The organism is Paracoccus sanguinis, from assembly GCF_900106665.1.
GTDB classification, from domain to species: domain Bacteria; phylum Pseudomonadota; class Alphaproteobacteria; order Rhodobacterales; family Rhodobacteraceae; genus Paracoccus; species Paracoccus panacisoli.
The window spans coordinates 179,857-199,818 of the sequence record NZ_FNNA01000001.1 but is presented as its reverse complement, the minus strand read 5'-3'; the positions used below and the strand labels follow the sequence as shown (position 1 = coordinate 199,818).

The 19,962-nt window shown below is 72.6% G+C and carries 22 protein-coding genes and 2 tRNA genes; 7 read left to right on the top strand and 17 right to left on the bottom strand.

Annotation, left to right across the window (positions count from 1 at the left end; translation table 11 throughout):
* The first annotated feature begins 3 nt into the window (after positions 1-3).
* Positions 4-1,452 carry an IMP dehydrogenase gene (gene guaB / locus BLW17_RS00995; protein ID WP_036705309.1) on the top strand — a complete coding sequence of 483 codons (1,449 nt, stop codon included), beginning with the start codon at positions 4-6 and terminating at the stop codon, positions 1,450-1,452.
* Between the two features lie 182 nt (positions 1,453-1,634).
* Here the strand turns inward: guaB and BLW17_RS00990 are convergent, their stop codons facing one another.
* The 4 genes from BLW17_RS00990 to rlmB all read right to left on the bottom strand — a co-directional run bounded on the left by BLW17_RS00990 (position 1,635) and on the right by rlmB (position 5,565).
* On the bottom strand, positions 1,635-3,239 hold the full coding sequence (locus BLW17_RS00990) for a 2-isopropylmalate synthase (protein ID WP_052176522.1): 1,605 nt from the start codon (positions 3,237-3,239) through the stop codon (positions 1,635-1,637).
* Positions 3,240-3,502: 263 nt separating this feature from the next.
* Positions 3,503-3,937: a CoA-binding protein gene (locus BLW17_RS00985; RefSeq protein ID WP_036735115.1), complete on the bottom strand. Its 435-nt coding sequence runs from the start codon at positions 3,935-3,937 to the stop codon at positions 3,503-3,505.
* A 230-nt stretch (positions 3,938-4,167) separates the two neighbouring features.
* Complete coding sequence (locus tag BLW17_RS00980) at positions 4,168-4,596, bottom strand: YHS domain-containing (seleno)protein (protein ID WP_211656918.1); 429 nt, start codon at positions 4,594-4,596, stop codon at positions 4,168-4,170.
* A gap of 132 nt (positions 4,597-4,728) precedes the next feature.
* On the bottom strand, positions 4,729-5,565 hold the full coding sequence (rlmB, locus tag BLW17_RS00975) for a 23S rRNA (guanosine(2251)-2'-O)-methyltransferase RlmB (RefSeq protein ID WP_074825974.1): 837 nt from the start codon (positions 5,563-5,565) through the stop codon (positions 4,729-4,731).
* 484 nt (positions 5,566-6,049) lie between these two features.
* Between rlmB and BLW17_RS00970 the strand changes: the two genes are divergently transcribed.
* The 4 genes from BLW17_RS00970 to hisH all read left to right on the top strand — a co-directional run bounded on the left by BLW17_RS00970 (position 6,050) and on the right by hisH (position 8,873).
* Positions 6,050-6,133: transfer RNA gene (locus tag BLW17_RS00970), tRNA-Tyr, on the top strand.
* 72 nt (positions 6,134-6,205) lie between these two features.
* On the top strand, positions 6,206-7,489 hold the full coding sequence (locus tag BLW17_RS00965) for a hypothetical protein (protein ID WP_083388316.1): 1,284 nt from the start codon (positions 6,206-6,208) through the stop codon (positions 7,487-7,489).
* Positions 7,490-7,626: 137 nt separating this feature from the next.
* Positions 7,627-8,232 (top strand): imidazoleglycerol-phosphate dehydratase HisB, encoded by a 606-nt coding sequence (gene hisB / locus BLW17_RS00960; protein WP_036735241.1) that lies wholly within the window; start codon positions 7,627-7,629, stop codon positions 8,230-8,232.
* 5 nt (positions 8,233-8,237) lie between these two features.
* Positions 8,238-8,873, top strand: coding sequence for an imidazole glycerol phosphate synthase subunit HisH (hisH, locus tag BLW17_RS00955; protein ID WP_036735243.1), 636 nt, complete (start codon positions 8,238-8,240; stop codon positions 8,871-8,873).
* A gap of 30 nt (positions 8,874-8,903) precedes the next feature.
* On the opposite strand, the gene BLW17_RS00950 is transcribed toward hisH, so the two are convergent.
* The 11 genes from BLW17_RS00950 to queF form a co-directional block, all read right to left on the bottom strand.
* The gene (locus BLW17_RS00950; RefSeq protein WP_036705358.1) at positions 8,904-9,362 is read right to left on the bottom strand and encodes an arsenate-mycothiol transferase ArsC; all 459 of its coding nucleotides are present in this window, start codon (positions 9,360-9,362) and stop codon (positions 8,904-8,906) included.
* Between the two features lie 68 nt (positions 9,363-9,430).
* Positions 9,431-9,925, bottom strand: a complete 495-nt coding sequence (locus BLW17_RS00945) for a UPF0262 family protein (RefSeq protein WP_036705353.1) — start codon at positions 9,923-9,925, stop codon at positions 9,431-9,433.
* Positions 9,922-10,182: a SemiSWEET family sugar transporter gene (locus tag BLW17_RS00940; protein WP_036705355.1), complete on the bottom strand. Its 261-nt coding sequence runs from the start codon at positions 10,180-10,182 to the stop codon at positions 9,922-9,924. Before BLW17_RS00940 ends, BLW17_RS00945 begins: the two co-directional genes overlap by 4 nt.
* Entirely contained in the window at positions 10,179-11,480 is a 1,302-nt protein-coding gene (hisD, locus tag BLW17_RS00935) for a histidinol dehydrogenase (protein WP_036735246.1), read from the bottom strand. Before hisD ends, BLW17_RS00940 begins: the two co-directional genes overlap by 4 nt.
* A 79-nt stretch (positions 11,481-11,559) precedes the next feature.
* Positions 11,560-12,126 (bottom strand): GNAT family N-acetyltransferase, encoded by a 567-nt coding sequence (locus BLW17_RS00930; protein ID WP_036735248.1) that lies wholly within the window; start codon positions 12,124-12,126, stop codon positions 11,560-11,562.
* Positions 12,119-12,637 carry a DUF2948 family protein gene (locus tag BLW17_RS00925; protein WP_231555410.1) on the bottom strand — a complete coding sequence of 173 codons (519 nt, stop codon included), beginning with the start codon at positions 12,635-12,637 and terminating at the stop codon, positions 12,119-12,121. The genes BLW17_RS00930 and BLW17_RS00925 overlap by 8 nt, the downstream gene beginning before the upstream one ends.
* The gene (murA, locus tag BLW17_RS00920) at positions 12,630-13,913 is read right to left on the bottom strand and encodes a UDP-N-acetylglucosamine 1-carboxyvinyltransferase (protein WP_036735250.1); all 1,284 of its coding nucleotides are present in this window, start codon (positions 13,911-13,913) and stop codon (positions 12,630-12,632) included. Before murA ends, BLW17_RS00925 begins: the two co-directional genes overlap by 8 nt.
* Entirely contained in the window at positions 13,913-14,203 is a 291-nt protein-coding gene (locus tag BLW17_RS00915) for a hypothetical protein (RefSeq protein WP_036735253.1), read from the bottom strand. Before BLW17_RS00915 ends, murA begins: the two co-directional genes overlap by 1 nt.
* Positions 14,204-14,212: 9 nt before the next feature.
* Positions 14,213-15,334, bottom strand: coding sequence for an AI-2E family transporter (locus BLW17_RS00910; protein ID WP_052176530.1), 1,122 nt, complete (start codon positions 15,332-15,334; stop codon positions 14,213-14,215).
* 302 nt (positions 15,335-15,636) lie between these two features.
* Positions 15,637-15,711: transfer RNA gene (locus BLW17_RS00905), tRNA-Thr, on the bottom strand.
* 118 nt (positions 15,712-15,829) lie between these two features.
* A complete protein-coding gene (gene queF / locus BLW17_RS00900; RefSeq protein WP_036735267.1) occupies positions 15,830-16,291 on the bottom strand; it encodes a preQ(1) synthase in 462 nt (153 codons plus the stop codon).
* A gap of 135 nt (positions 16,292-16,426) precedes the next feature.
* On the opposite strand from queF, the gene BLW17_RS00895 reads away from it, so the two are divergent.
* Together BLW17_RS00895 and BLW17_RS00890 are read left to right on the top strand one after the other, a co-directional pair.
* The gene (locus tag BLW17_RS00895) at positions 16,427-16,834 is read left to right on the top strand and encodes a group III truncated hemoglobin (RefSeq protein ID WP_036735256.1); all 408 of its coding nucleotides are present in this window, start codon (positions 16,427-16,429) and stop codon (positions 16,832-16,834) included.
* A 99-nt stretch (positions 16,835-16,933) separates the two neighbouring features.
* A complete protein-coding gene (locus BLW17_RS00890; protein ID WP_036735258.1) occupies positions 16,934-17,161 on the top strand; it encodes a hypothetical protein in 228 nt (75 codons plus the stop codon).
* A 9-nt stretch (positions 17,162-17,170) separates the two neighbouring features.
* On the opposite strand, the gene BLW17_RS00885 is transcribed toward BLW17_RS00890, so the two are convergent.
* Both BLW17_RS00885 and BLW17_RS00880 read right to left on the bottom strand, forming a co-directional pair.
* Entirely contained in the window at positions 17,171-18,541 is a 1,371-nt protein-coding gene (locus BLW17_RS00885) for a cytochrome P450 (RefSeq protein WP_036735259.1), read from the bottom strand.
* Entirely contained in the window at positions 18,538-19,743 is a 1,206-nt protein-coding gene (locus BLW17_RS00880; protein ID WP_036735261.1) for a hypothetical protein, read from the bottom strand. The genes BLW17_RS00885 and BLW17_RS00880 overlap by 4 nt, the downstream gene beginning before the upstream one ends.
* Positions 19,744-19,962 lie beyond the last annotated feature (219 nt).

The window sequence follows — 19,962 nt, the reverse complement described above, 5'->3', positions numbered from 1 at the left end:
CCCATGCAGATTCGCGAGGCGCTGACCTTCGACGACGTTCTTCTGGTTCCAGCGGCGTCGAACGTGATGCCGTCCACGGCCGACACCACCACCTACGTCACCCGCTCGATCCCGATGAACATCCCGCTGATCTCGTCGGCGATGGACACGGTGACCGAAAGCCGCATGGCCATCGCCATGGCGCAGGCGGGGGGCTTGGGCGTCATCCACCGTAACCTGACGACCGAGCAGCAGGCCGACGAGGTCCGCCGCGTCAAGCGGTTCGAAAGCGGGATCGTCTACAACCCCATCACGCTGAGCCCCGACCAGACGCTCGCCGACGCCAAGGCGCTGCGGGCGCGCTTCAACGTCACCGGCTTTCCGGTGGTCGATGCCGAGGGCCGTGTGGTCGGCATCGTGACCAACCGCGACATGCGCTTCGCCAGCGACGACCGGACGCCGGTGCGGGTGATGATGTCGCGCGACAACCTGGCGATCCTGCGCGAGCCCGCCGACCGGGACGAGGCGATCAGCCTGATGAAGGCGCGGCGGATCGAGAAGCTGCTCATCACCGACGACGCCGGGGCGCTGACCGGGCTTCTGACGCTCAAGGACACCGAGCAGTCGGTGCTGAACCCGCTCGCCTGCAAGGACGAGCGCGGGCGGTTGCGGGTGGCGGCGGCCTCGACCGTCGGGGACGAGGGGTTCGAGCGCAGCGTGGCGCTGATCGAGGCGGGCGTGGACCTGGTGGTGATCGACACCGCGCACGGCCACTCCGAGGGTGTCTCCAAGGCCGTGGCGCGGCTGCGCGCGGCCTATCCGGGCCAGCAGATCTGCGCCGGCAACGTCGCCACCGCGCAGGCGGCCCGGGCGCTGGTCGATGCGGGGGCGGATGCGGTCAAGGTCGGGATCGGGCCGGGCTCGATCTGCACCACGCGGATCGTCGCGGGCGTGGGCGTGCCGCAGCTCACCGCGATCATGGACGCGGTGGCGGGGGCGGGCGACGTGCCGATCATCGCCGACGGCGGGATCAAGTTCTCGGGCGACTTCGCCAAGGCGATCGCCGCGGGCGCTGCCTGCGCCATGGTCGGCAGCGCCATCGCCGGCACCGACGAGAGCCCCGGCGAGGTGATCCTCTACCAGGGCCGGCAGTTCAAATCCTATCGCGGCATGGGTTCGCTCGGCGCGATGGCGCGCGGCTCGGCGGACCGGTATTTCCAGAAGGACGCGGCCTCGGACAAGCTGGTGCCCGAGGGGATCGAGGGCCAGGTCAGCTACAAGGGCCCGGCGGCGGCGGTGATCCACCAGCTCGTCGGCGGCCTGCGCGCGGCGATGGGCTATACCGGCTGCGCCACGGTCGAGCAGATGCGCCGCGGCTGCGAGTTCGTCCGCATCACCGGCGCCGGGCTGAAGGAGAGCCACGTCCACGACGTGCAGATCACGCGCGAGAGCCCGAACTATCGGCTGGGGTGAGGGGTAACGCTGTCCCGCGAGGGGCAGCGTTCGCCTTGATCCAAGGCCGGGCGGGCGCATCGAGGCGTCCGCGGTGCCGAACGGAGGGCTCAACGTCGCCCCGTTCAACGGTCACTGAGGCCACCAAAGCCTTTCACACAGCGTCGGCCGGGCACGGAGGCAACCCCCGTGCCCGGCTCCGCTCAGTGCGAATACATCGACACCTGCTTGGCGTCGCTGTCCGGCGCGGTCTTTTCGCGCCGCACCTTCAGCCGGTTCAGCGCGCCCGTGTAGGCCTTGACCGACGCGAGGATCGTATCGGTGTCCGCCGACTGACCCGTGGCGATGCGCCCGTCCTCCTCCAGCCGCACCGAGACGGTGGCCTGCGCGTCGGTGCCCTCGGTCACCGCGTGGACCTGATAGAGCTGCAGCGTCGCGTGATGGTCGAACATCGCATCGACCGCGTTGAAGGCCGCGTCGACAGGCCCGTCGCCCTGCCGGGTCTCGGTCCGCTCGGCATCGCCCACGACCATCGTCAGCGTCGCCATCGCCGGCTCGCCGCCGCCGCAGACCACCCGCAGCTTGCGGACCTGCAGATAGTCGGTGTCGGTGTTGGCCATGCTGTCCTGCATGAGCGCGATCAGGTCGTCGTCGTGGACCTCTTTCTTGCGGTCGGCCAGCGCCTTGAAGCGCACGAACACGTCCTTGAGCTGGTTGTCGCCCAGCTCATAGCCCAGATCGGCCAGCTTGGCGCGCAGCGCCGCGCGGCCCGAGTGCTTGCCCATGGCGATGTTGGCCTCGTTCAGGCCGATGTCGGCGGGGCGCATGATCTCGAACGTCTCGACGTTCTTCAGCACCCCGTCCTGATGGATGCCGCTCTCGTGCAGAAAGGCATTCTTGCCGACGATGGCCTTGTTGAACTGGACCGGGAAGCCCGAGACCTGCGCCACGCGGCGCGACAGCCCCATGATCTTGCGGGTGTCGATGCCGGTGGTGAAGGGCATGATGTCGTGGCGCACCTTGAGCGCCATCACCACCTCTTCCAGCGCGGTGTTGCCGGCGCGCTCGCCCAGGCCGTTGATCGTGCACTCGATCTGCCGCGCGCCCGCCACGACCGCGGCGAGGCTGTTGGCGGTCGCCATCCCCAGGTCGTTGTGGCAATGGGTGGCGAAGATGATCTCGTCGGCGCCGGGCACCCGCTCGAGCAGCATGCGGATCAGCTCGGCGCTTTCGCGCGGGGCGGTGTAGCCCACGGTGTCGGGGATGTTGATCGTCGTGGCGCCGGCCTTGATGGCGATCTCCACCACCCGGCACAGATAGTCATGCTCGGTCCGGGTGGCGTCCATGGGCGACCACTGCACGTTGTCGCACAGGTTGCGCGCATGGCTCACCGTCTGGTGGATCCGCTCGGCCATCTGGTCCATGTCGAGGTTCGGGATCGCCCGGTGCAGCGGCGAGGTGCCGATGAAGGTGTGGATGCGCGGGCGACGCGCATGGCGCACCGCCTCCCAGCAGCGGTCGATGTCGGGCAGTTGCGCGCGCGCGAGGCCGCAGATCACCGCGGTCTGGGCCTGCTTCGCGATCTCGGAGACGGCGGCGAAGTCGCCTTCCGAGGCGATGGGGAAGCCGGCCTCGATGATGTCCACGCCCATCTCGTCCAGCATCTGGGCGATCTCGAGCTTCTCGGCGTGGGACATGGTGGCGCCCGGCGACTGCTCGCCATCGCGCAGGGTGGTGTCGAAGATCAGCACCCGGCTGGCGTCACGGGTCTGGGTGGCGTCACGGGCGGGCGTGGCGGAATCGGTCATGGGGGGCATCCTGGCTGCGTCGGTCAGTGAGGGGGGCCGGGCGCTGCGCTGGCTCGAGCGGCGGCCCGGCGGACCCGCTCAGCGCAGCGTAAGAAGCAGCAGACCGCGGAGACGCAGCACGGCCCGCGCGCCCGGCTGGGCGCCGGCGGAACGGGACGTGGCAAGGGGCAGGGTCCGGGTCATGGGCCCGGACTATACAAGCGCGAGAGGCGTTGAAAAGGCCAAAAGCGCCGCTGCGTCATGCCCGGCGCTCGCAGGGCCGCTCAGAGGCCGACGCGCGGAAAGTCGATGGCCGGGCAGCGGTTCTGCACCACCGTCAGGCCCGCCGCCTGCGCTTTGGCAGCCGCCGCGGCGTGGCTCACGCCGAGCTGCATCCAGATCGTGCGCAGTCCCGGCAGCGCCGAGAGCGCCTCGTCCACGATGGCGGGCACGGCGTCGGACTGGCGGAAGATGTCGACCATGTCGATCCCGGCCTCGGCCGGAATGTCCGAAAGCGTGGCATAGACCGTCTCGCCCAGGATCGTCTGGCCGGCGTGGCCGGGGTTCACCGGGACGACGCGGTAGCCCTGGGACTGCAGGAAGCGGGCGACCCCGTGGCTCGGCCGTTCGGGCTTGGGCGACAGGCCGACGACGGCGATGGCGCGGGTCTCGCGGGCGATGCGGGCGATGTCGGCAGCGGTGACGGATTGGGCGGTCATGGCGGTGTCCCTCATGGTTCTGCCAGCCGAACCCGCCGCCGGCGTCCGGCGTTCCAGCGCGCCGCCGCGGCCTGACCGGCGAGGCCAAAAAAAAACGCCCGGTCAGAGACCGGGCGCGAGTCGCGGAACGAGGGACAGTGATCCGAACAGGACCGTTCCGTGGTCCGTGTTCCCGATGTAAATGCGCATCACCGGCCTGCGGTTCCAGACCTCTCGCGGTTTCGTGATTTTCAGTTCTTGAGATTGGCCCAGGCGGTCGCCGCCCGGCCCAGGATGGCGTCGGGATCGGCCCGCATCGCGCTTTGCGCCGCGCCGCTGCTGGTGAGATAAAGCCGCCCGCCGATCACCACCGGAAAATCCGGCAGGCCCGGGCGCCGCGCGCCCTCGGACAGCGCCACCGGGCAGTTGCCGCCGAAGCCCGGCGCATAGGCCGAGGGGTTCGATTCGAAGGTGGCGCGATTCGCCTCGTTGGCGAAGCTCCACTCGCGGCCGCGCCAATGGGTCGAGATCGCATCGTCGCCGGCAATCGCCCGGCCGCTGTCGCGCAGGCTGACTACGTCCATCCCGCCGACCGCCGTCTGCGCCCAGACCGGCCCGGCCGCGAGGCCGAGGGCGGCGCTCAGCGCGAGCGCGAGGGGGGCGAGGGAGAGGCGGCGCACGGACATCGGGAGGCGTTTCGGGCAAGGGCGGGACATGAGGTCGATGTGGCATCCCGCGACTTTCGTCGCAATGCGCGCGGCCCTCCCGTCGCCCAGTTGTGACCGCCCGTGCTGCGTCCGCGCAACAGCGCCTCAGCCGGTCGCCGCCGCGTAAAGCGCGACCGCCGCCGCGTTCGAGACGTTGAGCGAGCCGAAATCCGCGGCAAAGGGGATGCGCACCACCCGGTCGCAGGTCTCGAGCGTCTTGTCCCGCAGCCCCGGCCCCTCGGCCCCGAGGACGAGGCACACCGCCCGCCCCGGCAGCGCGGCGAGCGCCTCGGGCAGGGTCTCGGTGCCGGTGCCGTCGAGGCCGATGACGGTATAGCCCATCTCCTTCAGCGCGATCAGCGCGTCGGCGAGGTTCGTGACCCGCAGATAGGGCTGCCGCTCGAGCGCGCCCGAGGCGGTCTTGGCCAGCGCCCCGGTCTCGGGCGCGGCGTGGCGGGCGGTCGCGATGACCGCGCGGGCGCCGAACACCTCGGCCGAGCGCAGGATGGCGCCGACGTTGTGCGGATCGGTGACGCGGTCGAGCGCCACGACCAGCGCCCGCCCCGCGCCGCCCCCTTCGGCGGCGACCGTGTCGAGCGCGCCCCAGCCGAGCGGCTTGACCTCGATCGCCGCGCCCTGGTGGACGCTGCCGGGGTCGAGCGGCACCTCGCGGTCGAAGACCCGCGCATCGACGATCTCGGGCGTCATGTCCGAGGCGGCGAGCGCGTCCTCGAGCCGCCCGGCGGTGTTGCGTGTCAGCACCAGCCGCAGCCGGGTCCGGTTGGGGTTCAACAGCGCGTCGCGCACGGCGTGCAGGCCGAAGAGCCACACCGTCTCGGCCGCCGAGGCGCGCCGGGCGCGTTCCTTGTCGATCACCCAGGCGGGCTTCTTGGTCTTGCGCGGCGCGCCGTCGGGGGTGCGGGGGGCGGGGGGTCTGGTCATGGGCTCTCCTGTCCGCCCCGTGATCACCCGCGCGGGGGTGCGGCGCAAGGGGCAGGGGTGAACGGTGGTGTTTGTGGCGCCGGTGCGGGAGGTCGGGCGGGGTCGGGGGGATTGATCGCTGGCTCTGTGGCCCTTTGGGTCTCGGGCTGTGTGGCTGTCTAACCCTTCATCGCTCCATCTCTCCCTCTCTCCATTGCACCGGCTCGCTCGTTCGCAGGCTCTCCGGCTTTCCACCCTCTCGTTCGCCGTTCTTCTGGATGCCCCGGTCTCAAGTCCTCCATGCGCTCAGGACGGATTTTCTCGGGTGCAGCCACCCTCCGCATCCGGTCGCGCCGTCGGGTTTGGACCCTCGCCAAACGGGACACCCAACAACGCCGCCAGCCCCCGCGGCGCCGCTCGAGGACGTGAGGCCACACCACGCTCCAACCACCGCCGCAAAACCGCTTGACCACCCGAAGCCCCGCGGCTAATCACCCCCGGCGTCGGGCGACGTGCTGCAAGGTGCGGCAGCGGACTGTAACTCCGCCGGGGAGACCCATGCCTGGTTCGATTCCAGGGTCGCCCACCATCCTCCCCCTGGTGGTCTCATCCCGCACCGATCCGGCTTGACCGGTGGACGGTGCCGCGCCACGGGCTTGCCATGACCAACCGCAGCGACGATCCCGACCGTACCGCCCGGCCCAACCCCGACCGGAAGGCCGCCGCCGAGGCCGAGCGCGCCGCGCGCCGGGCAGCGCGGCAGGCCGAGCGGGCCGCACACAAGGCCCAGCGTCAGGCCGAACGCCACGCGCTCCGCACCGCCGCGCAGGCCAAGGCGTCTGAGCGCAACGCCCCGCAGGCCGAACCCGCCGCAGACGCCGGATCGCCCGCGAGCGCCACGCCCCCGGCCCGCGCATCCGCCCGCACGGCACCCCGACCCACGGAAGAGCGCCCCCGCCCAACCCCCTTCGACATCCTCATCGTCGCCCAGGCCGGCGGCATCGACCGGCAGGCCGCGCTGCTCGCCGCCAGCCTGCGCCGCAATGCGCCGGGCTTCCCCGGCCGCCTGATCGTCGCCGAGCCGCAGCCCGAGGCCGCGTGGGCGGGCCGCGCCACCCGCATGAGCGACCCCGCCCGCGGCGCCCTCACCGGCTTTGGCGCCGAGATCCGGCCGCTCGTCGCCCGCGACTTCGGCGCCAGCTACCCGCACGGCAACAAGATCGAGGCGCTGGGCGTGCTCGAGCCGGGACGGCCGTTCCTGTTCCTCGACAGCGACACGCTGATCCTCGGCGACCTCGGCGCGGTGCCCTTCGACTTCGCCCGCCCCGCGGCCTCGATGCGCCGCACCGGGACGTGGCCCAGCCCGCCGCTCTACGGGCCGGGCCATCACGACATCTGGGCCTCGCTCTACGACCGCTTCGGGCTCGACATCGCCCCCACGCTCGACCGCACCCAGCCCGACGAGCATTGGGAGCGGTTCCTCTACTTCAACGCGGGCTGGTTCTTCGGGGCCGACCCCGCGCTGTTCGGCCAGCGCTTCCGCGACTGGGCGGTGGCGGTGCGCGACGATCCGGGCGAGGCGCTGGCCTGCCAGTCGCTCGACCCGTGGCTCGACCAGATCGTGCTGCCGCTGGTGATCCACAGCCTCGGCGGCGGCCGCCCGGGGCCGGAACTGGCGGGGGTGGACGGCGACGTGACCTGCCACTGGCGCCGCCTGCCTTTGCTCTACGCCCGCGAATCGGACCGCGCCGTGGCCGAGATCGAGGCGCTCGCCGCCTTGCCCGAGATCGCCCCCCTCATCGACGGGTGGGAGGCGGGCGAGCGCCTGATCCGCGCCGGCCTCGGCCGCAGCCGCATCCGCCCGATGTTCGCGGGCGCGCGCCCGCTGCCGCCCGAGCGCGCGATCCGCAAGCGCCTGCGCGCCGAGGGGCTGTGGCTCGCCTGACCTGCGCGCTGGCGCCCGCGCGCCCCAATGCATTGCGCCCGAGTGCCCCGCGCGCGACCGCATTGCGCCCGATCGCGCGGATGGGCTAAGCCCGCCCCGTTCACCATGGACCGACCGTCAGCCGAGGAAACACCGCCATGGACCCGCGCCGCGCCCCCCGGACCGCCACCGTCACCCGCGAGACCAACGAAACCCGGATCGAGGTCCGCGTCGATCTCGACGGCACCGGCCGGTCCGAGAGCGTCACGGGCATCGGCTTCTTCGACCACATGATCGACCAGCTGGCCCGCCACGCGCTGATCGACATCACGCTCAACTGCGACGGCGACCGGCACATCGACGACCACCACTCGGTCGAGGATTGCGGCATCGCGCTGGGCCAGGCCCTGCGCGAGGCGCTGGGAGAGAAGCGCGGCATCCGCCGCTACGGCAGCTTTCACCTCGCCATGGACGACACGCTGGTGCGCGCCGCGCTCGACCTGTCGGGGCGGCCCTACCTCGTCTGGAACCTGCCGTTTCCGGCCGACAAGATCGGCACCTTCGACACCGAGCTGGTGCGCGAGTTCTTCCAGGCGCTCTCGACCCACGCCGGCATGACGCTGCACGTCGACCTGCTGCACGGGCTGAATGCCCACCACATCGCCGAGGCGGCCTTCAAGGCCGTGGCGCGGGCGCTGCGCGAGGCGGTCGAGCCCGATCCGCGGCTGGGCGACGCGCTGCCCTCGACCAAGGGCGCGTTGTAGGTCCGATGCGCGTCGCCATCATCGACTATGACAGCGGCAACCTGCACTCGGCCGAAAAGGCCGTGGCGCTGGCCGGCCGCGACCGGGGCGCGGACGTCACGGTGACCTCGGACCCCGCGGTGGTGGCGGCGGCCGACCGCATCGTGCTGCCGGGCGACGGGGCCTTCCCGGCCTGCCGGGCGGCCTTCGACGCGGTACCGGGGATGCTCGAGGCGCTGACCGAGGCGGTCATGGGGCGGGGCGTCCCGTTCCTCGGCATCTGCGTGGGGATGCAGATGCTGGCCGACGAGGGGCTGGAGTACCGACCGACCCCCGGCTTCGGGTGGATCGGCGGCCGGGTCGAGCGGATCACGCCGGCCGACCCGGCGCTCAAGGTGCCGCACATGGGATGGAACGACCTTGAGGTCGCGCGACCGCACCCGATCCTCGCCGGCATCCCGGCGGGCGGGCACGCCTATTTCGTCCACAGCTGGCAGTTCCGGGTGGCGGACCCCGCCGACCTCGTGGCGAGCGTCGATTACGGCGGGCCGGTCACGGCGATCGTCGCGCGCGACAACATCGTGGGGTTGCAGTTCCACCCCGAGAAGTCGCAGCGGCTGGGGCTGGCGATGCTGGGCAATTTCCTCGACTGGCGGCCCTGACGGACCTCCGGCCCGATCAGGGCTCGGTGTTCAGGGCTCTGGGTCGAGCGCCGGGCCGAAGCGCGCCAGCATCCGGCTGCGGATATGGTCGCGGACCTGCCGATAGACGCCCAGCCGCGCCTCGCGGCTTTCGGCCATCCCGGTCGGGTCCATGATCGGCCAGTATTCCACGTCGAGGTGATAGCTGCGCGTCAGCTCGAGCGCTTGCCGCTGGCTGGCCGGGGTCAGCGCCACGATCAGGTCGAACTGACCCAGATCGTCGCCCCAGTCGCGCATCTCCTCAAAGCTGCGGGTGCGGTGACGCGAGAGCTCGACGCCGATCTCCTGGCAGACCGCGATGGCGAAGCCGTCGATCTCCATGTCGTTGTGGACGCCCGCCGACTGCACATAGGCGCGGCGGCCGTAGAACTTCTTCATCATCCCCTCGGCCATGGGCGAGCGGATGGCGTTGTGATCGCAGCAGAAGAGCACCGAGGCCGGGAACCGCACCTCCGCGGCGAGGCCCGCGGGGGCGGCCGCGGCCGAGGCAGCAGGATCGGCCGGCACACCCACCCGGGTCAATCCGCGATCAGCGCGCAGATCAGGGTGAAGAGGCGCCGGGCGGTGTCGATGTCGACGCTCGCCTTGCCCTCGAGCCGTTCTTGCAGGGTCCGCGCGCCCTCGTTGTGGATGCCGCGGCGGGCCATGTCGATCGCCTCGATCTGCGCCGGGGGCAGGCGCTTCACGGCGTCGAAGTAGCTTTCGCAGATCTGGAAGTAGTCCTTCACCACCTGCCGGAAGGGGCCCATCGACAGGTGGAACTCGGCCACCGGCGCCTCGTCCTCGGCCCGCAGGTCGAAGACCAGCCGGCGGTCGCGCACCGCGAGCAGCAGCGCATAGGGGCCTTCGGGCGCGGCGCCCTCGCCGCGCGCGGGCAGGCTGATCGAGTTGTCCTCGAGCAGGTCGAAGACCGCGACCCGGCGCTCCTGCTCCATCTCGGGGGTGGCGGGGGGCAGGGCGGTGTCGTCGATCTCGACCCGGAACAGCCGGGATTTCGCAAGCGTCTCGGTCATCGGCGCCCCCAGCGCAGCTTGGCCACAAGGATCGCGCCGATGCTGAGCACCGCCACGATGTTCGACAGGATCAACGGCGCGTCGCGTTTGATCAAGCCGTAACTCAGCCACATGGTGACCGTGGCGAACAGGAGCAGGTTGGTGGCCCACGAGAGGTCGTCGACCGCCCGGCTGCGCCACGTCTTGACCACCTGCGGCAGCCAGCAGACCGTGCCGAGGATCGCCGCGGCAAAGCCCACGAGTTCGGTCGCGCTCACCCGTTCACCTGCGCCAGCCGCGCGGCGACCGAGCGGGCGTGGGCGCCCAGGCCCTCGGCCTCGGCCAGCCGCACCGCCGCCGGGCCGATGGCCCCGAGCGAGGCCGGATCGAGCCGCGAGAGCGTGGTGCGCTTGAGGAAATCCACCACCGACAGCCCCGACGAGAACCGCGCCGAGCGTGCCGTGGGCAGGACGTGGTTCGGCCCCGAGACATAGTCGCCCGCCGCCTCGGGCGTCCACCCGCCAAGGAAGATCGCGCCGGCGTGGCGGACCTGCGCGGCCAGCGCCTCGGGGTCGTCGACGCACAGCTCGAGATGCTCGGGTGCGATCCGGTCCGACAGCGCGGCGGCCTCGGCCAGGTCGCGGGTCACGATCACCGTGCCGTGGTCGCGCCAGCTTGCGCCAGCGATGGCGGCGCGGGGCAGGGTGGGCAGGATGCGGTGCACGGCCGCCACCACCGCCATCGCCAGCGCCGGGTCGGGCGTCATCAGGATCGCCTGCGCGTCGGCGTCGTGTTCGGCCTGCGCCAGCAGGTCGAGGGCCAGCCACTCGGGGTTCTGCGCGCCCTGGGCGATCACCAGTACCTCGGAGGGGCCGGCGATGCTGTCGATCCCGACCCGCCCGAAGACCTGCCGCTTGGCGGCGGCCACATAGGCGTTGCCCGGCCCGGTGATCTTGTTCACCGCCTGCATCGTCTGGGTGCCATAGGCCATCGCCGCGATCGCCTGCGCGCCGCCGACCCGCCAGACCTCGTCCACCCCGGCGATGCGGCAGGCGGCCAGCACCAGCGGGTTCAGCACCCCCTCGGGGGCGGGCACGCAGACCACCAGCCGCGGCACGCCCGCCACCCGGGCGGGAACCGCGTTCATCAGCACCGACGAGGGATAGCTCGCCTGCCCGCCGGGCACATAGAGCCCCGCGGCCGACACCGGCGTCCAGCGCCAGCCGAGATCGGCGCCGGTCTCGTCGGTCCAGCGCGCATCCTCGGGCATCTGCCGTGCGTGATAGGCGCGGATGCGCTGGGCGGCGAGTTCCAGCGCCGCGCGGTCCTCGGGGTCGGCCGCGGCGCAGGCGGCGTCGATCTCTCCTTCGGTCAGGCGCAGGCGGTCGGCGGTCAGGTCGGTGCGGTCGAAGCGGTTGGTCAGCTCGACCAGTGCCGCGTCGCCCTCGGCCCTGACCCGGGCGATGATCGCCGCCACCGCGTCGCCCACGTCCGCGGCATCCTCGCGCTTGGCGGCGAGCATGGCGGCAAAGCCGGTCTCGAAATCCGGGTCCGAGGTGTTGAGCGTGACGGGCATGGTGATCTCCTCGCCGGAGGGGCCGCCGGGGGCGGCGGGGCCGGGTTCAGGCTGCTGTTAGCGGCTGGCGCCGGGGGCCTCAAGCGCTCCGGCGGGCAGAGGCGGCGGGGGCTGGCAACGGGCGGTGCATCTCGATCTCGGGCAGGCCGCGCTCGTTCAGGAACGGCGCGCCGACCGGCTGGAACCCCGCACGCAGATAGCAGCGCCGGGCGGCGTCATTGCCGCTGCCGACCCGCAGCCCGAGCCGCCGGAACCCGGCCGCCGCCGCGCGCTCGGCGATCCGGCCCAGCGTCAGCGCCGTCAGCCCCCGGCCGCGCGCTTCGGGGGCGGTGAAGACCCCGGTGATCCAGCCCATGTCCTCGGTGCCCGGCGTCCAGCCCGGCTGCCAGCCGGCGATCGCCTTGGCTTGACCCTCGCGCGGGCCCGCGGCCCAGACCTCGACCGCCGCGAGATGCGCCCGCGCCTCAATCAGCGGGTCGGCGCTGTCGTCGGTCTCGGCGTCGCCTGCGCCGAGGGCGAAGGCGAGCGGCGCATCCCGCAGCGCGGCGGCGCGGATCGCCCGCCACTCGGCCGCGCGGTCCGGGGTGAGCTGCCACAGGACCGGCGCGCGCGGCCGCCACAGGCGGCCGCGGATCGCGTCAATCACCGTGCTGCGGCCGCGCGGCCGCCTGCGCCCGGTGCGGGCGGGCCACGTCGCGCAGATCGACGCACATCGCCTCGACATCCACGGCCACCGCGCCGTCGCCCGCGAACTGCAGGATGAGCGTGCCGGTCCCGTCCTCGCCCGGCCGCCATTCGAGGTCCAGGAGCGACAGCACCAGCCCCGGGTCCGAGCGGTCGATCCCGTCGTGGCGCACCGCGGTCACGTCGCCGATGGCGAGGATCGTGCGCACCCGCTCGAACGGGCGGCCCTCGGCCTCGGCGGCGTCCGCGTCCTCCCACCGGAAGCGGCTCAGCAGCAGGGCGAAATGCCGGCTCTGGCGGTCCCACACCGCGTCCGCGACGGTCAGCACCGAATCCTGCGCAAGCGCCGCGAGCACCGCGAGATCCTCGGCATCCTCGGCCCGGATCGCCAGCGGACGGTCGGGATCGGCGTCCGCGAAGCTCGCGTCGCGGCCCATGCTGCGGGCATCGCCGTTCGGAACGGGGTCACTCATGCGCGGGTGCCTCCTTGATGCGCTCGATGTCGGCGCCGACGCCGCGCAGCTTGCGCACGACCTTCTCGTAGCCGCGGTCGAGGTGATAGACGCGGCTCACCACCGTCTCGCCCTCGGCCGCGAGCCCGGCGAGGATCAGGCTGACCGAGGCCCGCAGGTCGGTGGCCATCACCGGCGCGCCCTTGAGCCGGTCGACGCCGGTCACGCGGGCATGGCCGCCGTGCACGTCGATCCGCGCCCCCATCCGGGTCAGTTCGGGCGCGTGCATGAAACGGTTCTCGAAGATCGTCTCTTCCAGGTCGCTGACCCCGTCCGCGGTGCAGAGCAGCGCCATCATCTGCGCCTGCAGGTCGGTCGGGAAGCCGGGGAACGGCTCGGTGCGCACGTTGACCGCCCGCACCCGGCCGTTCTTGCGGCTGACGGTCAGTCCGCGCTCGGATTCGGTGACGGCGATCCCGGCCTCGTCCAGCTTCTCGCAGAAGCTCTCGACCAGGTCGATGCGGCCGCCGAGGCAGGTGACCTCGCCGCCGCAGATCGCCGGGGCAAGCATATAGGTGCCCAGTTCGATCCGGTCGGTGACGACCGGATGGGTGGCGCCGCCCAGCCGGTCCACGCCCTCGACGGTGATCGTGTCGGTGCCCTCGCCCTCGATCCGCGCGCCCATCCGGCGCAGGCAGCGGGCGAGGTCGACGATCTCGGGCTCGCGGGCGGCGTTCTTCAGCACCGTCGTGCCGCGGGCGAGGGTGGCGGCCATCAGCGCGTTCTCGGTCGCCCCGACCGAGACCAGCGGAAACTCGACCACCGCCCCCCGCAGGCCGCCCGCGGGCGCCTTGGCGTGCACATAGCCGTCGCGCAGGTCGAGCTCTGCCCCCATCGCGGCCAGCGCCTTGAGGTGCAGGTCCACCGGCCGCGCCCCGATCGCGCAGCCCCCGGGCAGCGAGACGACCGCCTCGCCATCCCGCGCCAGCATCGGGCCGAGGACGAGGATCGAGGCGCGCATCTTCCGCACGATCTCGTAATCGGCGGTGTGGCTGGTGAGCGCATGGCTCGACATGGCGAGCACCTGGCCGTCCTGCAGGCTCGCCACCTCGGCCCCGAGCGAGGCGAGCAGCGCCGTCATGGTGCGGATGTCCGACAGCCGCGGGGCGTTGGTCAGCGTCAGCGGCTCGTCGGTCAGAAGCGTCGCCGGCATCAGCGTAAGGCAGGCGTTCTTGGCCCCCGCAATGGCGATCTCGCCGTTCAGCGGCCCGTTGCCGCGCACCAGAATCGTGTCCATCAGTCCTCGCTTGCGCCCGTGCTGCGCGCGTCCGTGTTCAGCGCCTGCGCGCGGGCGGGGGTGTCGTCGGTGCGGCCTTCGTTCTGGGCGCGGTCGCGTGCCTGTGCCTTGCGCCGCGCGAGGTTGGCGCGCAGCGCCGCACCCAGCCGCGCCTCGCGCCCGCCCGTGGTGGTGCGCGCCGTCCCGGCCTTTGCCCCGCCCCGCGCCGCGGGGGCGGGGGCCGGCTGGCCGGTCGGCTCGTCCTCGGGCGGCTCGTCGTCGGGCAGGGTGGGCGGCAGGGTGTCGGTCATTCGCCCCTGTTAATCGGCGCGGGGCCGAGCGTCCAGCCGATGCGGCCCCGGCCGGGCCGCGGCCGGGTGGTCCTCGAACACGCTCACGTCCTTGGCCAGCAGCACCGCAAAGGGCCGCGTGGAGCGGAAATTGGCCATGATGATGGCGATGATCGAGGTCAGCGGGATCGCGAGGATCGCCCCCGCGATCCCCCAGAGCGAGGACCACAGCGCCAGCGCCACCATGACCACGAAGGGCGACATGTTCACCGTCCGCCCGATCAGCCGCGGCTCGAGCGCGTTGCCGACCCACACCTGCGCCGCAGTCAGCAGCGCCGCGATCCCCAGCGTGGTCGACAGCGCCCCGAACTGCGCCATCGACAGGACGACCGGGAACGCCACCCCCAGCATCGACCCGACATAGGGGATGTAGTTCAGAAGCCCGATCAGGATCGCCCAGAAGAGCGCGAAATCCACCCCGAAGGCCCACATGACGACGAACGAGATCGTCGCGAGGATCGCGTTCACCAGCGTCTTGATCGCGAGGTAGTCGCGGATCGCGGTGTTGGTGGCGCGGATGATCGCCTCGGCCCGGTCGCGGTGCTCGGCGGGCAGGGCGACGGCGATCTTGTGGCCGAAGGCGTCGCGCTCGGCCATCAGGAAGATCGCGTAGACGACGACCATGAACACCATCCCCGCCGCCGCGCTGATCGAGGCGAGCACCGTCCCCGCCAGCCGTGCGAACGAGATCCGCGCCACCAGCCGGTCCCAGAGCGCCTGCCAGTCCGGCCGGTCGGCGCCCACGCTGTCGAAGACCCGCGTCAGCAGGGCCGCGACCGTGCGCTGATACTCGGGCAGCCGCACCCGCACCTGATCGGCGGTCGAGGTCATGACTGCGGCCAGCGTGATCACCGCGACGAGGAACGCCATCAGCACGACCACCCGCCGCAGCCACTCGGGCAGCGCCGCGCCGCAGGGCAGGCGCGCGAGCGCGTGGCTCGCCGCGGTCAGCACGTAGACCGAGATCACCGCGATGATGATCGGCAGCACCACCGCCTTGCCGATGACGAGGAACCAGCCGGTCAGCGCGACCAGCAGCGCCCCGAGCACGACGCCCAGAAGCCCGCGCAGCGGGTCGCGGCGCTCAAGCATCGGCGGCCGAGGGTGTGGCGGGGCAGGGGGTCACGGGGCAGCCGTCATCGCGGTGGTGGGGGAAGCGCAGGTCCATGCCGAACGGTAGCCCCGCAGGCAGGCAGGCGCAAAGCCCCGACGAGGAGGTGTGGGGGAGGGGATGCCGATCCCCGACACGGTGGCCGGCTCGTTGGGGCATCGGGGATGAGCCCGCAGCAACCCTGTGACGATTCCGTGCCAGGCACAGGTGGCGTTCAGCCCGGCTGTAACGCCAGGGTCAGCGCCGCGATGGCTCGATCTTCCGGCGATGTCAGGAATATGGATGGTGCTGTGAGAGAGGATTGAACTCTCGACCTCTCCCTTACCAAGGGAGTGCTCTACCACTGAGCTACCACAGCGCCGGTGGTCCGTCTCGGACCGTGCGGGGCGATGTATCGGCAAGGGTCGGGGGGTGCAAGGGGGTTTTTCCGGCGCCTGCCGAAAGCTCCGCGCTGCACCCCGCCCGACCCAGCGCGCCTAGCCGCGGCCGCGATAGGGCGGCACGCCCTGGTCGGGCAGGAACAGCCCCTCGGGCGGGGCGCCGGTCTGCCAGAACACGTCGATCGGCATCCCGCCGCGCGGGTACCAGTAGCCGCCGATCCTAAGCCAGCGCGGCGCGAGCGTCTCGACCAGCCGCAGGCCGATGCCCACCGTGCAGTCCTCGTGGAAGGCGCCGTGGTTGCGGAAGCTGCCGAGGAACAGCTTGAGCGACTTCGATTCGACCAGCCAGTCGCCGGGCACGTAGTCGATCACCAGATGGGCGAAGTCCGGCTGGCCGGTCAGCGGGCAGAGGCTGGTGAACTCGGGCTGGGTGAAGCGCACCGCGTAAAGCGCCCCCGGCTGCGGGTTCGGCACCCGCTCGAGCACCGCCTCGTCGGGCGAGGCGGGCAGCGCGGCCGGGCGGCCGAGCTGGGTGAGCGAATCGGTGTAATGCGGCATCTCGGTCCCCGTCGGTCGGTGCATGAGCCCCGCCCGTCGCATCTGCCCGGGGCGGGCGTCAATCACTCGCCCCCCTCTGCGCCCTGCGACGGCGCGCCGCTTGCCGTTTCGCGCCGGGCGGCCCATGTCAGGCGCATGATCCCGCCCCGCTTCCCCGTCACCCCTGAAGAGATCGACCGCGTGGTCGCGGTCTTCTACGCCGCCGTGCGCCGGCACGAGGTGCTGGGCCCGGTCTTCGCCGCCCATGTCACCGATTGGCCCGCGCACGAGGCGCGCATTGCTGCCTTCTGGCGCAACGCGATCCTTTACGAGCGCGGTTACGACGGCAATCCGATGCGCGTGCACATGGCGGCGGGCGACGTGCGGCCGGGGCATTTCGACGACTGGCTGATGCTCTTCGACGCCACGCTGCACCGGACGCTGCCGGCGGCGACGGCGGCCGCCTGGTCGGCGCTCGCGCACCGGATCGGGGCGGGGCTGCGGATGGGGGTGAGCGATGCGCGCAACCCCGGCGGGGTGCCGCGGCTGGGGGCGCGGGCCTGACCCCGGCGCTTGAACCGCTGCCCTCGACCCTTGCCCTTGACCCACCGTCCTTGACCCGGCGTCCTTGAACCGCTCGCCGCGCGACCCATATCGCCGGGCATGATCCTGATCTTCGCTCTCGTCGGCGTGCTCGCCGGGTTCCTCATGGCCGACAACGACCGCGAATCGACGCTTCAGGCGGCGGTGGTGGGCGCGCTGGGCGGGGCCCTCGGCGGCGTGCTGTTCTGGATCGTCGTGCGGCTGCTCGGGATGTTCGCGGGCGCGCTCGGCGCGGTGGCGGGCGCGGTGCTGCTCGTCCGGCTCTACCGCCGCTGGCGGGCGCGCTGAGCCCGCGCTTCAGCCGCGCCGCGACAGCCGCACGCGGATGCCGTCGCGTCCCCGCACCGTCAGCCGCGCCACCGGCACCGGATCGACCGCGCCGCGGGTCAGCCGCAGGTCGCGGCAGATCAGCGCCAGCATCAGCGGCCCTTCGACCATCGCGAACCCCGCGCCGGGGCAGACCCGCTGCCCGGCGCTGAAGGGGACATAGGCGGCTCGCGCGCAGGCCCGGCCGTTCTCCGTCTCCCACCGGCCGGGGTCGAAGCCGTCCGGGTCGTCCCACAGCCGCGCGTGGCGGTGCAGGTGCCAGGGCGAGATCACCACCTGCGTCCCGCGCGGCAGGGGGCGCTCGCGGAAGACCTCGGGGCGGGTCGTCTCGCGCACCATCATCGGCACGGGGGGGTAGAGCCGCATCGCCTCGCGGAAGACCGCGCGGGCCACCCGCAGCCGCGCCACGGCGGCGAACTCGGGCGCCTCGCCGGTCAGCACCGCGGCCGCTTCGTCGGCCACCCGTTCCTGCCAGTCCGGGAAGGCGGCGAGCAGCCACAGCGCCCAGGCCAGCGCGCTGGCCGAGGTCTCGTGCCCGGCCAGAAAGAAGATCGCCACCTGATCCACCATCTCGGCGGGCGAGAAGCCCGCCCCCGTCTCGGGGTCGGGCGTGGTCATGATCTTGGTCGCCAGATCGTCGGGCGCGGTGCCGGCCGCAATCGCCTCGGCCCGCGCGGCGACCAGCGCGGCGATCAGGCCGCGGATCTCGGCCGCCGTGGCCCGCGTCCGCCGCCCGTGCGGGCGCGGCAGCCACGCGGGCCAGGGCAGCAGCGCGGCGAGGTTCACGATCGGCTGCGCGTCCTGATGGGCGCGGAAGGCCGCGAACACCCGCGCCGCCGTGGCGTCCTCGATCGGGATCGAGAAGAGCGTGCGGAAGATCGCATCGGCGGCGGCATGGCTCGTCTCGGGCTCGAGGTCGATCTCGCGCCCCGCCTGCGCGCCGAGCCTCTGGGCCAGCGCCAGCGCCGCGTCGCGCACGCCGGGAAAGGTCTCGCGCAGGCGCCCGCCCTCGAACGCCGGGTCGATGATCCGCCGCTGCCGCGCCCACTCGGCGCCGTTGGTGACGAAGACCGACCGGCCGAGCAGCGGCGCCAGCCCCTCGCGCAGCCGCGCGGACTTGGGGAAATCCCCCGGCCGCTCCTGCAAGACCAGCCGCACGAGCGCCGGATCGTTGCAGACGACCGAGTGGATCAGCGGGCTGCGGAACTCGGCCATCCAGGCGCGGTAGAGCCGCGCGGGCAGCGCCGACAAGAGGTCGCGCCGGAACGCGCGGGCATAGCGCAGCACGCTGCCGCGCCCCTCGGTCGAGGGCGGCTTCGGCGGGACCGGCGGCGCGCTCATGGCGCCCCCTCGGCCCGACCGGGCCAGTCGTTCACCGCCCGCGCGATCCGCCCCGGCGAATGCCCGCGCCCGGCGAACCGCGCCCCGAGCCGCAACGGCCCCGCGGTGATGGCGAAGTAATCGTAGCCCTCGGGCCGGTCGAAGGCGCAGAGATACTGGAAATGCAGCCGGAACCACCGGCCCCTGAGCGCGCGCTGCGTCTCGGGCGAGAGCGTCCGGCTGAACGCCGCCGACAGCACCAGCGGCCCGACCCGCCCCTCGGGCTCGACCGAGGACACCGCCACCGGGTCGCAAAGCCCGAAGCAGCAGGCGTCGCCCGGCGCGCTCACGTCCACCCACGTCACCTCGGCCCGCGCCGAGAGACACCGCAGGTCCGCCCGCAGCCGCCCGGCGCGCGGCAGGAACGAGGCCATCGGCACCACGTGCCCCAGCGTCAGCAGCGCCAGCCGCCCGTCCTCGGCCGCGCGTCCCGCGCGCACGAGATCGGCCAGCACCGAGACCGCCAGATAGGCGCCCGAGGAATGACCGACGACCAGCACCTCGTCCCAGTCGCCCGCCAGAACCTCTGCCACCCGGTCGGCAAAGACCGCGATCCGCGCCTCGAGCGCGGGCGGATAGGCGCCCCCGTCCTGCGCGGTGAAGGCATAGTCGTGCATCAGGTAATAGGCGAAGACCCGCCCGTCGATGCGCCGGAACCACCCGAGCAGCGCGGCCCCAGCGGCGAGCCCCAGCACCACCCCCGGCAGCCAGTGGACCAGCCGCGCCCCGAGCACCGCGACCCCCACCGCCAGCAGCCCTGCGGCCAGCGCCTGCGCCAGCAGCACCGCGATGGGATAGAGCGCCGCGATCACCGGCCCTCGGCGCAGCCGCATCAGCCGCCAGAGCGCGCCCGAGCCGACATAGGCCCAGGCCGTGCGGACAAGCTGCCCGTAGGTCGCGGGGATCGAGTGCCCCATCGAGCCCGCCACCACGTCGGCCCAGACCAGCACCTCGACCTCGGCCTCGGCCGCGCCCTCGGGGAAATCGCCCGTCACCCCCCAGCCGAATCCCGTCCGGTCGCCGCGCGCCCCGAACCCCAGCCGATAGCCCGAGATCGCCGCCTGCCGCGCCCCCTCGCGGCGGTAGAGCTCGCGGTAGCGGCGCGGGGGGATGGGGTCATAGCCGGGGATGTAGAGAACCCGGCGGCGGAAAGGTCGGGTCATCGTCCGGCTCGGCGGTCAGCGTCGGGAAATGGGTATGTGAACGGGAACGAAGCGGCAAGGGCAGGGGGCAGGGGCCGGGGGAGCGGCGGCAAGGGCTTGGGCAAGGGGCAGGGGCAGGGGACGCGCCCACCCGTGCCTCACCGACCGTACGTGGCGCGTCCGACCGGGCGGACCCGCCGCCCTGCGCGCGCCCCACCCCTTCTTTCGGGCCCGAATACC